15 protein-coding genes and 1 pseudogene are annotated in these 15,328 nt (G+C 73.4%); 7 read left to right on the plus strand and 9 right to left on the minus strand.

The window, feature by feature from the left end:
- Nucleotides 1–3: 3 nt before the first annotated feature.
- On the minus strand, nt 4–453 hold the full coding sequence (locus tag J7W19_RS08405) for an SRPBCC family protein (protein ID WP_004949456.1): 450 nt from the start codon (nt 451–453) through the stop codon (nt 4–6).
- A gap of 85 nt (nt 454–538) precedes the next feature.
- Nucleotides 539–1,318 (minus strand): metallophosphoesterase family protein, encoded by a 780-nt coding sequence (locus J7W19_RS08410; protein ID WP_078588142.1) that lies wholly within the window; start codon nt 1,316–1,318, stop codon nt 539–541.
- Between the two features lie 278 nt (nt 1,319–1,596).
- Here J7W19_RS08410 and J7W19_RS08415 point away from each other — a divergent pair, with 278 nt between their 5' ends.
- Nucleotides 1,597–3,393: an AMP-dependent synthetase/ligase gene (locus J7W19_RS08415; RefSeq protein WP_004949451.1), complete on the plus strand. Its 1,797-nt coding sequence runs from the start codon at nt 1,597–1,599 to the stop codon at nt 3,391–3,393.
- 210 nt (nt 3,394–3,603) lie between these two features.
- Here the strand turns inward: J7W19_RS08415 and J7W19_RS08420 are convergent, their stop codons facing one another.
- A complete protein-coding gene (locus J7W19_RS08420) occupies nt 3,604–4,950 on the minus strand; it encodes a glycosyltransferase family 87 protein (RefSeq protein WP_004949449.1) in 1,347 nt (448 codons plus the stop codon).
- 306 nt (nt 4,951–5,256) lie between these two features.
- Here J7W19_RS08420 and J7W19_RS08425 point away from each other — a divergent pair, with 306 nt between their 5' ends.
- Together J7W19_RS08425 and J7W19_RS08430 are read left to right on the plus strand one after the other, a co-directional pair.
- Nucleotides 5,257–6,399, plus strand: coding sequence for a glycosyltransferase family 4 protein (locus J7W19_RS08425; protein ID WP_004949446.1), 1,143 nt, complete (start codon nt 5,257–5,259; stop codon nt 6,397–6,399).
- 157 nt (nt 6,400–6,556) lie between these two features.
- On the plus strand, nt 6,557–7,462 hold the full coding sequence (locus J7W19_RS08430; protein WP_004949444.1) for a hypothetical protein: 906 nt from the start codon (nt 6,557–6,559) through the stop codon (nt 7,460–7,462).
- Nucleotides 7,463–7,485: 23 nt separating this feature from the next.
- Here J7W19_RS08430 and J7W19_RS08435 read toward each other — a convergent pair whose 3' ends face one another.
- Nucleotides 7,486–7,725, minus strand: a complete 240-nt coding sequence (locus tag J7W19_RS08435) for a hypothetical protein (RefSeq protein WP_004949443.1) — start codon at nt 7,723–7,725, stop codon at nt 7,486–7,488.
- A complete protein-coding gene (locus tag J7W19_RS08440; protein WP_004949440.1) occupies nt 7,722–7,964 on the minus strand; it encodes a hypothetical protein in 243 nt (80 codons plus the stop codon). The genes J7W19_RS08435 and J7W19_RS08440 overlap by 4 nt, the downstream gene beginning before the upstream one ends.
- 133 nt (nt 7,965–8,097) lie before the next feature.
- Between J7W19_RS08440 and J7W19_RS08445 the strand changes: the two genes are divergently transcribed.
- From J7W19_RS08445 to J7W19_RS08455, 3 genes and pseudogenes are all read left to right on the plus strand, one after another.
- On the plus strand, nt 8,098–9,042 hold the full coding sequence (locus tag J7W19_RS08445) for a helix-turn-helix domain-containing protein (RefSeq protein WP_004949437.1): 945 nt from the start codon (nt 8,098–8,100) through the stop codon (nt 9,040–9,042).
- Nucleotides 9,005–9,118, plus strand: a pseudogene (locus J7W19_RS33640) (DUF397 domain-containing protein); the annotation flags it as partial. The gene J7W19_RS08445 and the pseudogene J7W19_RS33640, both read left to right, overlap by 38 nt.
- An 11-nt stretch (nt 9,119–9,129) precedes the next feature.
- Nucleotides 9,130–9,336, plus strand: a complete 207-nt coding sequence (locus J7W19_RS08455) for a DUF397 domain-containing protein (protein ID WP_004949435.1) — start codon at nt 9,130–9,132, stop codon at nt 9,334–9,336.
- Here the strand turns inward: J7W19_RS08455 and J7W19_RS08460 are convergent.
- On the minus strand, nt 9,327–10,433 hold the full coding sequence (locus J7W19_RS08460) for a type III polyketide synthase (protein WP_004949433.1): 1,107 nt from the start codon (nt 10,431–10,433) through the stop codon (nt 9,327–9,329). The two genes, J7W19_RS08455 and J7W19_RS08460, sit on opposite strands and share 10 nt — an antisense overlap.
- Nucleotides 10,434–10,647: 214 nt before the next feature.
- On the opposite strand from J7W19_RS08460, the gene J7W19_RS08465 reads away from it, so the two are divergent.
- A complete protein-coding gene (locus J7W19_RS08465; RefSeq protein WP_004949431.1) occupies nt 10,648–11,199 on the plus strand; it encodes a hypothetical protein in 552 nt (183 codons plus the stop codon).
- Nucleotides 11,200–11,305: 106 nt separating this feature from the next.
- On the opposite strand, the gene J7W19_RS08470 is transcribed toward J7W19_RS08465, so the two are convergent.
- From J7W19_RS08470 to J7W19_RS08480, 3 genes are all read right to left on the minus strand, one after another.
- Entirely contained in the window at nt 11,306–12,571 is a 1,266-nt protein-coding gene (locus J7W19_RS08470) for a hypothetical protein (RefSeq protein ID WP_004949429.1), read from the minus strand.
- Nucleotides 12,572–12,665: 94 nt separating this feature from the next.
- Complete coding sequence (locus tag J7W19_RS08475; RefSeq protein ID WP_004949427.1) at nt 12,666–13,790, minus strand: C40 family peptidase; 1,125 nt, start codon at nt 13,788–13,790, stop codon at nt 12,666–12,668.
- Nucleotides 13,791–14,108: 318 nt separating this feature from the next.
- On the minus strand, nt 14,109–15,221 hold the full coding sequence (locus J7W19_RS08480; protein ID WP_040891207.1) for a C40 family peptidase: 1,113 nt from the start codon (nt 15,219–15,221) through the stop codon (nt 14,109–14,111).
- Nucleotides 15,222–15,328: the final 107 nt, after the last annotated feature.

The raw sequence follows: 15,328 nt of genomic DNA on the forward strand, positions 1-15,328 counted from the left end.
GGGTCAGGAAGCGGCGACGGTCTCGACGCGCTGCTTCAGCCCGGCGAGGGCGCGGTCGATGATGACCTTCTCCGCCTTGCGCTTGATCATCCCGAGCATGGGGATCTTGACGTCGACGGTGAGCATGTACGTCGCCTCGGTGTGCCGCCCGCCCGCCACCGGCTTCAGGCTGTACGAGCCGTCGAGCTGGCGCAGCATGGCCGACTTCACCAGGGACCAGGAGACGGTGTGCTCGTCCGGCCAGCTGTAGGCGAGGGTGTGGTCGTCCTTGATCGCACCCGCGTCGAGCACCAGGCGCACCTTGGCGGCGCGGCCCCGCTCGTCCCGCTCCAGCACCTCGGCCTGCTTCACCTCGCCCGTCCACGCCGGGTAGCGGTCGAAGTCGGCGATCACCGCCATGACCTCGGCGGGGGTCGCCTCGATCGTGATGCTCGAGCTGGTGTGTTCCGCCATCGCTGTGGCTCCTCCGTGCCGGTCCGGCCGACTGTCTGCGCTGCTTCCGCGCTGTCTGCCGCTGAAGGCTACCTCTCCCGGCGTGTCACCACTCCATGGCCCAGGGTGTACCGGTGGAGGCGAAGTGCCCGACGTTGACGCATTCGGTCACGCCGACGCGCATCCGGCGGGCGAGCGGCTGGTGGACGTGGCCGAAGAGCGCGTACCGGGGACGGGTGGCGCGGATCGCCTCCAGGAGGGCGGAGCTGCCGCGCTCGAAGCGCCGGGCGACCGTGTCGTAGCAGAGTTCGGGCACGTCAGGGGGGATGTGGGTGCAGAGGACGTCGACTTCGCCGAGCGCTTCGACCTTGGCCGCGTACGCCTCGTCGTCGATCTCGTAAGGGGTGCGCATGGGCGTCCGCAGGCCACCTCCGACGAAGCCGAAGACGCGCCCTCCGATCTCGACGCGTTCGCCGTCGAGGACGGTGGTGCCGGGGCGGGCGAATTCCGGCCAGAGCGGCGGGAGGTCGACGTTGCCGAAGGTGGCGTAGGTGGGGGTGGGGAAGGCGGCGAAGAGTTCGGCGTACTGCTTGCGCACCGCCCGCTCGATGGCGGGGAGGCGGTCGACGCCGTCCCAGAGGCCGCGGGTGAAGGCGCGGGCCTCGTCGAAGCGGCGGGCGGTGCGCAGCTCGACCAGGCGGGCGGTGTTCTCGGCGCCGAAGAGGTCGGCGAAGATGCCGCGCGAGTGGTCGGCGTAGTCGATGAAGAGGACGAGGTCGCCGAGGCAGATCAGGGCGTCGGCGCCGTCGCCCGCCCGGGCCAGGTCACGGGCGTTTCCGTGCACGTCGCTGACCACATGGACCCTGGTGCTCCCGGTACCTCGCATGAGCAGCACCCTAGGTCGCGTCCCGGCCCCACGGAAGGGGCGTGGGAGGGCCGCGACCTGCGGTTACTTCCGGGTCACCGAAGGGAGGGGCTAGGGTGCCGGGAGCGGTCCCGCGGCATGTGACGCACAGAACATCTGGGCGTGACCCTCTATTCGAAACCAGTACTGGTGGGTAACGTCCGGGCCGTCCTTCACCGTGCCCGTAATACATGGACCGCAGCCGACGCAGCGCCCCTCGACGACGCGGCGGCGCCGGCGCCCGACGAGGAGCAGCAGTCTTGCGCGAGTTCAGCCTTCCGGCCCTCTATGAGGTCCCAGCGGACGGAAACCTGACGGATCTCATCCGCCGGAACGCTTCGCTCCACCCAGATGTCGCGGTCATAGGGCGCAAGGTCGAGGGCCGCTGGCAGGACGTCACCGCGGTCGAGTTCCTGGCGGAGGTGCGCGCCGCCGCCAAGGGCCTGATGGCCTCGGGCGTCAAGCCGGGCGACCGCGTCGGGCTGCTCTCCCGCACCCGCTACGAGTGGGCGCTGCTGGACTTCGCCATCTGGAGCGCGGGCGGCGTCACCGTCCCCGTGTACGAGACGAGCTCCCCCGAGCAGATCGAGTGGATCCTCGGCGACTCCGGGGCCGTGGCCTGCCTGGTGGAGACGGACGCGCACGAGGCGGCCGTCGCCTCCGTCCGGGAGTCGCTGCCGGACCTGAAGCACGTCTGGAAGATCGAGGGCGGCGCGGTGGAGACCCTGCGCACCGCCGGCGCGGACCTGACCGACGAGGAGGTGGACGAGCGCAGCACACTGGCCGACGCCGACACCCCCGCCACCATCGTCTACACCTCGGGCACCACCGGCCGCCCCAAGGGCTGCGTGCTCACCCACCGCAGCTTCTTCGCCGAGTGCGGCAACGCGGTGGAGCGCCTCAAGCCCCTCTTCCGCACCGGCGACTCCTCCGTCCTCCTCTTCCTCCCCGCCGCGCACGTCTTCGGCCGGCTGGTCGAGGTGGCCGCGCTGATGGCTCCCATCCGGCTGGGCATGGTCAGCGACATCAAGAACCTGACCGACGACCTGGCGGGCTTCCGCCCCACGTTGATCCTCGGCGTGCCGCGCGTCTTCGAGAAGGTCTACAACGGCGCCCGCGCCAAGGCCCAGGCGGACGGCAAGGGCAAGATCTTCGACAAGGCGGCGGACACCGCCATCGCCTACAGCCGCGCCATGGACACCCCGTCCGGCCCCGGCTTCGGCCTCAAGCTCAAGCACAAGGTCTTCGACCGCCTCGTCTACGGCAAGCTCCGCGCGGTCCTCGGCGGCCGGGCCACCCACGCCATCTCCGGCGGCGCCCCGCTCGGCGAACGCCTCGGCCACTTCTACCGCGGCATCGGCTTCACCGTCCTGGAGGGCTACGGCCTGACGGAGTCCTGCGCCGCCACCGCCTTCAACCCCTGGGACCGCCCGAAGATCGGCACAGTCGGCCAGCCGCTCCCCGGCTCCGTCATCCGCATCGCCGACGACGGCGAGGTCATGCTGCACGGCGAGCACCTCTTCACCGGCTACTGGAACAACGAGAAGGCCACCGCCGAGGCCCTGGAGGACGGCTGGTTCCACACCGGCGACCTCGGCACCCTCGACGAGGACGGCTACCTCAGCATCACCGGCCGCAAGAAGGAGATCCTGGTGACCGCGGGCGGCAAGAACGTCGCCCCCGCCGTCATCGAGGACCGCATCCGCGCCCACGCCCTCATCGCCGAGTGCATGGTCGTCGGCGACGGCCGCCCCTTCGTCGGCGCCCTCGTCACCCTCGACGAGGACTTCCTCCCCCGCTGGCTCGAACGCCACGACAAGCCCGCCGGCCTCACGGCCGCCGACCTCGCCGACGACCCCGACCTGCTCGCCGACGTCCAGAAGGCCGTCGACGACGGCAACGCGGCGGTGTCGAAGGCGGAGTCGGTACGCAAGTTCCGCATCCTGCCGGGGCAGTTCACGGAGGAGTCGGGGCATGTGACGCCGTCGCTGAAGCTGAAGCGGAATGTGGTGGCGAAGGACTTCGCGCACGAGATCGAGGCGATCTATCACGGGTGAGGGGGGTGTGCCCCGGCCCCGCCCTTTCGCCGTTTCCTGGGGCTGCGCCCCAGACCCCCCTTTTCACGGCTTCGCCGCTCGTCCTCAAACGCCGGACGGGCTGAATATCAGCCCGTCCGGCGATTGAGGACAACCGCGCGGAGCGCGGTTTCAGGGGGTGCGGGGGCCTGCCCCCGCAAGAAACGGTGAAAGGGCGGGACCGGGGCACCCTCACCCCGACACGAGCTCCGACGCCCGCTCAGCCGGAGGCTCCGGCTCCCCAGCCGCCACCGGCGGCACACTCACCGTGGCCCGCCACAACCGCCGGCAGGCGATCACCGTCGCCGCCACCAGCAAAGCGTTGCGCAACGTCAGCGTCGCCACCCCCAACTTGTCGCTGGCGATGACATGTTGGAACCAGATCGGAAACTCCAACTGCGTCAGCGGCGCGGCGAGCAACACCAGCACGATCGGCAACCCCTGCCGCGTCGTCCGAACGGTCGCGCAGACGGCCGCGAGCCCGATCAGCCACACCACGTACTGCGGACTGATCACCCGGCTCGTCGTCGTGAACAGCAGCACCGCGGTGAAGGCCGCGTCCGACGGCGTGCACGCCTCGAACCTCCGCGCCCGCACCCGCCACAGCAGCAACCACCCGAAGGCCACCAGGCTCAGCCCGAGGGCCAGCGCGCTCACCGCGTGCACATGCCGTCCGAGGAACTCGACGGACCCGTAGTGCAGCCGAGCCCGCCCGTGCCACCCGAAGTGCCGGGCCAGATGGAACACCATCGACCCCAGCGACTCCACCTCGGTCCCCCGGTCCCGCTGGAACGTCAGGAAGGCCAGCGCCCCCGGCATCGCGGCGGCGAACAGCATCAGCAGCACGACGCCGGACACCAGCGCAGACGTCCAGGCGGACCGCGTCCGGCCCCCGCGCGGCACCCCGACCAGCAGCAGCACGGGCCAGACCTTCAGCAGCGCCCCGAATCCGGCGAGCGCCCCCGCGAGCCGTGTCCGGCGGCCGAGGGCGAGCAGCCCGGCGACGGCGACGGCGGTCACCATCACGTCGTAGCGCGCGTAGACGATCGGCCCGAGCAGCGGCACCCCGAGCACCCACACCCACACGCCCCGCACGCTGCGCCGCCCGCCCCGGACGGCGTACAGCAGCATGCCGAGGACCGCCGCGTCCGCCACCCAGCAGACCAGGAAGAAGGCGTGCGCGTAGTCGAGGAACGGCAGCAGCCCCGGGGAGAGGACGGCGAGGGCGGCGGCGGGCGGGTACTGCCAGGTGACGTCGTCGTACGGGAAGACGCCGGTCGAGAAGACCCCGTACCAGCGCCGGTAGATCACCTCGATGTCGATGCCGACGTCCGAGCCGGGCATGTCCAGCACCCGGAACACGCACAGCAGCAGGACGGTCCGGGTGAGGACCCACACCGTGAGCAGGAGCGGCAGCCGTGAGCCCCTGTCGGACAGGAACGGCAGCCGTGAGCCCCTGTCGGAAGTGTCCTCACCGGGGTCGGAGGAGCCCTTGCCGGAAGAGCTCTTGCCGGAGGAGCCCGTACCGGAGCCCGCCATCGTCCACCTCGTCCCGTCGGGGCACCACGCGCCGTGATGGTGCCGTCACTGGAAGGCATGATGCCCGTCCGGCGGCCGGTCCTCGGTGACGTGCGGGGTCGTGGCGCCATTGCCGCCCGATCGCCGACGCTCCCCCGCACGTGCCCGTGCCGAGCCCGTGGGGCCGGTCCGGGCATCGCCCGGCCGCCGCCCCGGCACACCGGGCGGGTACTGTCACACACGCCACCGCCCCCATGACACCCGCGCCATACGACCTCGGGCGGCCGGGGAAGCGACGGAGAAGCGACGGAGAAGCGAACGACCGGTATGCACAAGACCCTGATCGTCACCAACGACTTCCCGCCCCGCCCCGGCGGCATCCAGGCGTTCCTGCACAACATGGCGCTGCGGCTGGACCCGGCGGACATCGTCGTCTACGCGTCGACGTGGAAGCGGAGCCGCGAGGGCGTCGCGGCCACCGCCCGGTTCGACGCCGAGCAGCCGTTCCGCGTCGTCCGCGACCGGACGACGATGCTGCTGCCCACGCCCCGGGTGACCCGCCGCGCGGCCGGGCTGCTGCGGGAACACGGCTGCTCCTCGGTCTGGTTCGGCGCGGCGGCCCCGCTGGGCCTGATGGCCCCGGCGCTGCGGGCGGCGGGCGCGCGGCGGATCGTCGCCACCAGCCACGGGCACGAGGCGGGCTGGGCGCAGCTGCCCGCCGCGCGGCAGTTGCTGCGACGCATCGGCGAGGGCACCGACACGATCACCTATCTGGGTGAGTACACACGCTCCCGCATCGCCTCCGCCCTCACCCGCGAGGCGGCGTCCCGCATGGTCCAACTCCCGCCCGGCGTCGACGAGAAGACCTTCCACCCGGAATCGGGCGGCGCCGCGGTCCGGGCCCGGCTCGGCCTCACCGACCGCCCGGTGGTCGTCTGCGTCTCCCGGCTGGTCCCGCGCAAGGGCCAGGACACCCTGATCCGCGCCCTGCCCGCCGTCCTCGCCCGCGTCCCGGACGCCGTCCTGCTCATCGTCGGCGGCGGCCCGTACGCCGCCGACCTGCGCAAGCTCGCCGAGGAGACGGGCGTCGCCGCGTCCGTCCGGTTCACCGGCCCGGTCGAGTGGGACGAACTCCCGGCCCACTACGGCGCCGGCGACGTCTTCGCCATGCCCTGCCGCACCCGGCGCGGCGGCCTGGACGTCGAGGGGCTCGGCATCGTCTACCTGGAGGCGTCGGCGACGGGCCTGCCGGTCGTCGCCGGCGACTCGGGCGGCGCCCCGGACGCGGTGCTGGAGGGCGAGACGGGGTTCGTGGTGCGCGGCGAGTCGGCCGCCGAGACGGCGGACCGCGTCACGACGCTCCTCCTCGACCCGGAGCTGCGCGCCCGCATGGGGGCGCGGGGCCGCGCCTGGGTGGAGGAGCGCTGGCGCTGGGTCCTGCTGGCGGAGCGGCTTCAGGAACTGCTGTGAGGCCCGGCCCGGGGGCCGTCGGGACGCTGCGCCCCCCGGGCCGTCCGGCGGGGCGGGCGCGATCAGCCCGTCGCGCCTCCGCGCGGGATCACTCCGTTCGCCGGGCGGGGGATCACCGGAAACGGTACGGGGCCCGTACCCCCATAGGATCCCCGCCGTGGAAAAGATCACGACGGAGATCGATTACGGCCGCTTCGGGGAACGCCTGGAGGTGGCCCGGCGGGTGGCGGCGACGGAACCGGCCGGCAGCGCCGCCCGCTGGGAGCTGCTGCGCGCGTTCCAGGAGGAGTGGGGGTACGAGCCGACCGGCGGCGCCCGCTGGGAGCGCGACGAGCCGGACGCGCACAAGGAGTACGTGACCGGCCTGCGCCCCGCCGCGCCCGAGGGCGAGCCCGAGCCGGACGACGTCGACCGCCTCCTCCCCATACCCGCCGCCCTGGACGAGTGGTGGGACCTGCCGTTCAACTCCTTCGCCGACCGCTGGCGCCTCTACTGGACCAACCCGGTCTGGCCGCCCACCGTCCGCCCCGACCCGACGGGGTACGGCGTCGCCGGCGGCCTGCCGCGCGACAACCCGTTCACCGGCCCGGACGAGGACCCTCGCGTCTGCGTGCTGATGGCCGAGGACCAGTTCTGCAACGAGTGGGGCTACCCGGCGGCCCGCGCCCACCTCGTCGACCCGCCGGTCCTGGTGACCGTCGAGGACCGCGAGTGGACCCTCCAGAGCCATTCCGTCTCGGAGTTCTTCCTCGCGCTGGCGGCCGTCCGCCTCCCCGACCACTACGGCTGGACGGTGGAGGAACCCGAACTGACCCCGGAGTCCACGGCCCGCCTCCGCGAGGTGCTGCGCCCGATGGGCCTGCTGCCCTGGCGCGAACTGGGCGCCCGTACGGAGTTCCTGGGCGGCCCGGACGTCATCGCCCTCCACAACACCGGCTACGGCGACACGGAACTCGCCTTCTACGGCCGCACCGAGGCGGCACTGCACCGCCTCGCCACGGCGCTGGGCACGGACTGGTCGGAGGAGATCGCGGAACCGGAGGCCCACCGCGGGGAATCCTGAGGCACCGGATCGGGCGTGCGGGATCAGACCCGCCGCTCCGGCCGCCGGTGCGGATACTGCCCTTGATGCCCGGCCCGCCTCCGCCGGTACACCTCCGCCGCCTCCGCGTCCCCGCGCTGCCGGGCCGCGGACTCGGCGGCGGTGTACCACCGGCACATCCCGCACTCGTGCGGCGCGGGGTTCGCCAACGGCCCGCTGCCGTGCGGCGTCGGCGGCAGGGGCGGCGGGTCCCACATGGGCGGCGGGAACGACCGCGGGCTCACGCGTCGTCCTCCCGGTTGCCGCCGGTGACGGCGAACGCCCAGCCCGGCACACCCGCCCGCTCCCGCTCCTCCAACGTCGCCGGCCGCACCCGCCCCGGCTCGGCCTCCCACTCCCGCCCACCCCCGGGCGGCCGCAACCGCACCTTCGGCCCCCAGTGGCCCGTCACCTGCCCGACCTTCCCCCGCCGCGTGTCCGTCAGCCACGCGCCGGGCCGGTAGGCGGCCTTCGACTGCTCCATGTGTTCGACCCTTCATGGTGTTCCGCTCTGCGCGAGCGGGCATCAACCGTGAGGCTTAGACTCCACCTCCACGGCCCGCCTGAACAGGTCGTTCTGGATTCCAAAGGCAGTTGGAATAAGGGGAGTTGAACATATGCTCGACCGTTCGCCCGGCGAACCGATCTCCCCCGCCCGCGAGTTCGGCGAGGAGATCAAGGCCGCCCGCGAGGCACGCGGCTGGACCCAGGAGCAGCTCGCCGAGGCACTGCACTGCGGCCAGCCGTACGTCAGCAAGGTCGAACGCGGCGAGCAGCTCGCGTCGGCGGCCTTCGCGATCCAGTGCGACCGCGTCTTCGGCACGCCGGGCACGTACGCACGCATGCGACAGCGGGCGGCGGACGCGGGGTCGCCGACGTGGCTGATCCCATACCTGCAGTTGGAGCGCCAGTCGGTTTCCGTCTGCGACTACTCGCCTGGCGTGATCGCGGGCATCCTGCAAACTCCTCGATACGCCGAGGCCGTGTTCCGGGCAACCCGCCCCGACGACTCGGCGGACCACATCCGGCAGCGTGTCGACGACCGCATGCGGCGCAGAGAAGTCTTCGAATCGCCCGAACCGCCGAACTTCTGGGTCATCGTGCACGAGGCGACGTTGTGGTCCGCTACGGGCGGTCCACATGTCATGCGGGAACAGCTGCGACATCTCGCAGCGCTTGCCGAACATCCACGCATCACGGTGCAGGTTTTTCCGCTCAGCGGTACTCCGGCCAGAAAGACACCGTTCATCCTGCTGCGCCAACGAGACGGAACCGAAGTGCTTTTCGCCGAGAGCTACGTCAAGGGCCACGTGTACGACTCACCCGTGGTCGTCACCGAAGCACGTACGACGTACGAGAGACTGCGTGCGAACGCCCTGTCCCTCCCCGACTCCCTGTCCCTGATTCAGCACGTCATGGAGGCGTACGACGATGAAACGCGCACCAGACCTCACCCGAGCCATATGGATAAAGTCCAGCCACAGCGAGGGAAACGGCGGAACCTGCGTCGAATGGGCCCCCGCGTACACCTCATCCGGCGTCGTCCCGATACGGGACAGTAAATGCCCGACCGGGCAAGCGCTGGCCTTTCCCGCCTCCGCCTGGTCCTCCTTCATCACAAGCATCAAGTCACTCTGAGCAGGGGGCCCATGATGAACACCACTGCCGACCTCACCCCCACAACGTGGAAAAAGTCGACCTACTGCGAGGGGAACGGCGGCGAATGCCTCGAATGGGCACCCGCGTACGCCCCGTCCGGAATCACCCCCGTCCGCGACAGTAAGCACCCGGCCAAGCGAGCCCTGTTCTTCCCGGCCCCCGCCTGGTCCGCGTTCGTCGCGAGCGTTCAGGAGTGACGGGACTCCGGCCAGCGCAGCAGCGCCAGTTCCGTGGTGAGCCCCGGGCCCAGGGCGAGCAGCAGGCCGTGTGAGCCGGGGGCGGGCGGGCCGGCGGGGGCGGTCAGGGTGCGGTGCAGGACGTCCAGGACGGCGGCGGAGGAGATGTTGCCGCGGGCGGCCAGCGAGGCGCGGCTGTGGGCGAAGGCGCCGGCCGGCGGGGTGAGGGAGCGTTCCAGGGCTGCGAGTACCTTCAGGCCGCCGGGGTGGCAGATCCAGACGGTGATGTCCGCGGTGGTCAGCCGGTGCCGGGCCAGGAAGTCGCGCACTTCGCCGGGCAGGTGCTTCTCGGCGGCGTCCGGGACGTCGGGGGCCAGGAAGACCGCGAACCCGTCGGTCCCCAGGCGCATGCCCATCAGATGCTCGGTGCCCGGGTGCAGGCAACTGCGGGTGGCGACCAACTCGGGCCCCGCGACCCGCTCCGCCCGTCGGGCGCCGAGGAGCACGACGGCCGCCCCGCCGTCGCCGAACAGGCCGGTGGCCACCAGGTTGTCCACCGAGGTGCCGGTGCGCTGGAAGTTGAGCGAGCACAGCTCGACGGAGACCAGGACGGCGACCTGGTCGGGGTGGCCGCGCAGATGGTCGCGCGCCCGCGCCAGCCCGGCGGCGCCGCCCGCGCAGCCCAGGCCGAACAGGGGCATCCGGACCACGTCCCGTGGGAGGCCCACGCGCCGGACGAGTCCGGCGTCGAACGACGGGACCGACGCGCCGGTGGTCGTGGTCGTGACGATGGCCCCGACCTCGTCGGGGGCGACCCGCGCCGCCCGGAGGGCGCGGTCCAGGGCCCGCTGCCCGACGTCACCGGCCACGGCGGCCCAGGTCCGGTTGAACGCGGTGAAGTCGCGCGGCTCGCGGTACTCGGCCAGCGGCAGGGACAGGTTGCGGTGCTCGATGCCGGAGTGGGCCGCGAGGCCGACGAACTTGCGGCGCACCGCCGCGTCGGCGCCCAGGAAGGCGTCGGCGAACACGGCGACGATCTCCGCCTGTCGGTGCCGGTAGGGCGGCGCGGCCACCGTCACGGAGGCCACCCGGGGCGCCGTCGAGCGCGCGTCACTCATCGGCAACTCCCTTGGCGGTCCGGCCCCGTGACGGTCCACGGTGACGCCGCCGGGCCGCTCCGGGGCAGGGCGTGCGGCGGGCGCGAGAGCGCGCACCGGGGCGTGAGGAGCCGGTGTCACCTCTGACCGTCCGAGGAAGCGGTGCGGCCGACGATGCCAGGGGGTATCCAAGCCGCGTCGGGACACCGTGGTTCGGGCTACGAAGGGACGCATCGTGATCGGCAGCCGTGGCGCGGGAATCACCCTGGCCTCTCTCACCCTGCTGACGTCAGCCGCCGCCGGCGTCCCCGCGGCCCAGGCCGGGGAGCACCCGCGGGAACGAGAACGCACCGCCATGGACTGCACGGGCCAGGAGAACATCACCTACGGACCGGGGCTCGGCCTGTCGTCCGCCGCCTCCGCCAAGGTCTCCGTCGACGGGACGTACCACTGCACGGACGCCTCGGGCCACGGCAGCACGGCCACGTACCACACCGAGGGCGAGACCGGGGGCGGCTGCCTCCTCCTCTCCTGGAACCACTCCAAGGAGGTCCTGCGCCGCTCGGACGGCACGACGACCGTCATCCGCTACGAGGCCGGCCCCTCGGTCCGCGTCGCGGGCCTCAACACCGCCTTCCTCAGGGGCGAGGTCATCGCCGGCCGCGGCAGGGGCGCCACAGCGGAGAAGACCATCCAGACCCTCCCGGCCACCCTCCCCACGGACTGCGCGATCGGCCCCGGCATCCGCCACACCACCGGCCTGACCCACCTCCGCATCCGCCCATGAGCACCGCGTACGCGAGACCGGCCGGGGGCTCGGGGCGTGCGTTCCCGGGGCTTCGGTCCCGGCGCGATCGACGGCCGGTTCGTCGCTCGGCCCGTCGGCGGACGCCTCAGCGCAGTACCTTCCGCACGTACCCCCGCCACTCCGCCGTGAGTTCCCGCTCCCCCGTCCCCAGGACCTCTCGCGCCGCCTTCTCCACCGAGCCCGTGCCGGCCGCCCGGTAGAAGGCGACGAGTTTCCGTTCGCCCCACCGTTCCGCCACCATCCGGCAGGCGAGCCAGGCGCCCTCGTAGGCGCGGGCCAGGCGGTCGGCGCCGCCGGTGAAACGGAAGTCGGCGTCGGCGGGGAGGCGGTCCGGGGGGCGGCCGGCGGTGACCGCGCGGGTCAGTTCGGGGGCGATCGCGGCCGGGGCGCGGTCGGCGGTGCGGTAGGCGACCCAGTCGGCGAAGCCCTCGGAGAGCCACATGGGAGTGGTGTCGGTGGTACGGGCGCGGGTGGCGACGTGGGTGGCCTCGTGGGTGAGGACGGCCCGGCGGCCGAACGGGCTGAGGGCGCCGTACGCCTCGGGGTTGACGACGATCCGCCCGGCGGGGACGGGACCGCCGCCGCCCTTCTCCCCCGCCGTGGTGGTCACCGCGGCGATGCCCCGGTAGTCGGAGGGCGGCGCGCCGAGCAGGGCGCCCATCCGCTCCAGCGAGGCCGGCATCTCGACGACGAGCCGCCCGGGACGGCCGTCGTCCGGCCAGGCGGCGGCCACGGCGGGCACCGCCGCGTCGGCCAGGCCGGACAGGGCCCGCAGCGCGGCCGGTTCCCGGCCCGCGCCGAGGACGAGGCTGTGCCGGCCCCGGACGGCGGTGACCCGGCCCTGTTCCCAGAGCTGGCGGTCGCCGGACGCGGTGTCGTCCCCCGCCACGTACCAGCGCCCGGAGCGCCGGACGGCCGTCAGCCGGACCGGGACGGAGACCGGCGCGGCGTCGTAACCGGCCAGCCGGTAACGGAGTTCGGCCTCGGCGGCGACCCGGTGGCCGTCGCCGGGGACGGGGGTGGAGCCGCCGGTGCGGACGGCGCCGTACTCCCAGGAGGCGAGCGGCACGTCGGCGAGGTTGGCGAAGACCTGGCGCCGGCGGTCCCGGTAGGCGCGCTCGCCGGGATCGACGGCGGCGAGGTACGCGCCCTCGTCGCGGTCGCGCAGGGCCTTCGCCCAGCCGTCGAGCAGGCGCCGTACGGCGTCGGTGTCGCGGACGGCCGCGCCGTCGACGGGCCCGGCCCCGCAGCCGGTGAGGGCCGGCAGGGCGATCAGTACGACGGCCAGGAAGCGCAGCGCCGCCCGGCGTCCGCCGCGCGGTCGTGTCGTGGGGCCGTCCATGGCCCGCATCGTACGAGCCGGCCGGACGGTCACCCCGGGCGGGGCGAGGGGAAGGGGCGGCGGGGCCACGCGCGGTGAGCGGGGCGAGCCGGGCGAGCACCCCTCACGGCCGCGTGATCGACGAGATCGGCATCATGTCCGCCCGGTCGTACCGCACCCGCGCCCCCGGGTACGGCGCGTGCACCACCTGTCCGTCGCCGACGTACATGCCGACGTGGCTCGCGTCGTCCCGGTAGATGACGAGGTCGCCGGGGCGGGCCTCGGAGAGCGGGACGTGCCGGCCGGCGTTCCGCTGGGCCTGGGAGGTGCGCGGCAGGCCGACGCCCGCCCGGCCGTAGGCCCACTGCGTCAGCCCGGAGCAGTCGAACGCGAACGGGCCGCTCGCGCCCCATGCGTAGGGGGAGCCGACGGCCGAACGGGCGGCCCGCGCGGCGGCGGCCCCGCGCGCGGAACCGGCGTCGGAGAACCCGGAGTCCCCGCCCGACGCCGGGTACGGCGGGGGCCCCGAGAACAGGAAGCCGGCCCGGGACCCGCCCGCCGAGCGCGAGGCGCGGGCGTACCGGGCCCGTTCGCCGTCCGGCAGGGTGTTGAGGAGCCGGCGGGCGGCGGCGAGCCTGCCCTCGACCTCGTGCTTGTGGCGGGCGACGGCCCGGCGGCTGTCCTCCAGTTCGGCGAGGGCCCGAGCGGCCTCCAGCCGCTCCTGGCCGAGCGCGCGCTGGGCGGCGAGCAGGGCGTGCAGCCGTTCGGTCTGCCGGCCGGTGACGCGTGCGAGGGCGGAGGCCCGGTCGAGGTAGCGGTCGGGCTCGGAGGAGAGCAGCAGGCGGAGGGCGGGGTCCACGAGACCGTCGCGGTACTGGGCGGCGGCGACCGTCCCGAGGGCGTTGCGCATCCGGTTGACCGTCTCCTGGCCGCGGGCGACCCGGTCGGCGGCCTGCTCGACCTTCCGCCGCAGGGCGCCGGCCCGTTCGCCGGCGGCGTTGTACTGCTCGGTGGCCCGCTCGGCCTGCCGGTAGAGCCGGTCCAGCCGCTCCCTCACCGAGCCGGACGAACCGAACGAACCGGCGCCCCCGGCACCCCCCGCGGCACCGGCGGGGTCGGCGGGGCCGCCGGGACGGGCGGCGGCGGACGGCGAGAACGCGGCCGCCGCGGTGGCCACGGCGGCGGACAGGACGGTGACCCGGACGGTCCGGGCGAGACCGGAGGGCGTGGATCGGCGGTGGGACGCCACGTGCTGCCGTACTCCCTTCGCTCGCGCGGCCCCCTGCCGGCCCCCTGCCGCCCGGGTGGGCGGACGACTGCGGGGGCACCGCGCCGGCGGCAGACAGTAGCGGCTCGCTCACTCTCCGTTCAAAGACCGCTACGGAGTGTGGAATCCGGGCGCGTCCTCGGAGAACGCCGGACGCCCCGCCCAAGACGCAGGTCATGGGCGGGGCGTCGAAGCCTCCGCGGGCGGTGCGACACCACCCGAACGGGTGGATTGGCAGGGCCGAACGGCTTAACGGTGGAACCGAAGGGCAGTCGGGTAAGGCGGCCACTCCGCGCCCGGTCAGCCCACGCGCACGCCGAACTGGAACGGCATGTTGCTCATCGCCTCGTAGCGGACGACGGTGCCGGTGCGCGGCGCGTGCAGCACCTGCCCGTTGCCGGCGTACAGGCCCACGTGGTGCATGTCGCCGTAGAAGATGACCAGGTCGCCGGGCTGGAGCTGGCTCTGGTCGTAGATCCGGGTGCCGTCGTTGGCCTGCGCCTCCGACGTGCGGTCGAGCGTGACGCCGGCCTGGGCGTAGGCCCAGGAGGTCAGCCCGGAGCAGTCGAAGGAGCTCGGGCCGGTCGCGCCCCAGACGTACGGGGACCCTATCTTCGACTGCGCGGCGGCGAGCGCGGCGCCCGCCCGGCCGGAGCCCGGGACGGCCTTGCCGCCGTTGCCGGTCTGCCCCGAACCGCCGTCCTTCGAGCCGCCCTTGGAGCCGTTCGCGCCCGAGCCGTCCTCGCCCGAGCCCGCCTTGGCGGCGGCCTTGGCGGCCTCCTCCTTCTCGGCGGCGGCGATCGCGGCGCGCTCCTTCTCCGTCAGGGAGTTGAGGACGTCCTGCGCCTCGGCGAGCTTGCCCTGCACCTCGGCCTTGCGCTCGCCCAGCGCCTTGCGGGTGGACTCCAGGTCGGCGAGCTTGCCCGCGGCCTCCTCGCGCTGCTGCTTCAGGGCGCGCTGCTTGGTGGCGATCTGCCGGAGCGCCTCCGCCTGCTTGGCACTGACCTGGTTGAGCGTGGACGCCCGCTCCAGGTAGGTGTCTGGGTCGGAGGAGAGCAGCAGTTGGAGGGAGGGGTCCACCGAGCCGGAGCGGTACTGGGCGGTGGCCACCGCGCCGAGCCCGTCGCGGAGCTTGTTGACCTCCTCCTGGCCGCGCGCGACGCGGTCCTGGAGTTCGCCGGCCTCCTTCTCGAGCTTCTCCTGCCGCTGCTTGGCCCCGTTGTACTTCTCGGTGGCCTGCTCCGCCTGCTCGTAGAGCCGGTCGACCTTCTCCTTGGCCTCGCTGCGGGTCGGCTTGGCGCCCGGGTCGGCGGAGGCCGCCTGGGCGGAGAGGGCGACGGCTGCGGCGGCGGTCGCGGTGAGGACGGTCACCCGAGTACGGCTCGGCTGTTTGGGACGACGGTGGGACGCCACGGAGTCGAGCTCCTTTTCTCCTCGGCCGCCGCGGGCGCGCTGGCGCGCGGTTGGGCACGGCGGGACACTTCACGTCATCCGGACTGGATGATCACCGCGCGAAGGTT

Origin of the sequence: Streptomyces mobaraensis NBRC 13819 = DSM 40847 (assembly GCF_017916255.1) — a bacterium.
Lineage (GTDB): Bacteria > Actinomycetota > Actinomycetes > Streptomycetales > Streptomycetaceae > Streptomyces > Streptomyces mobaraensis.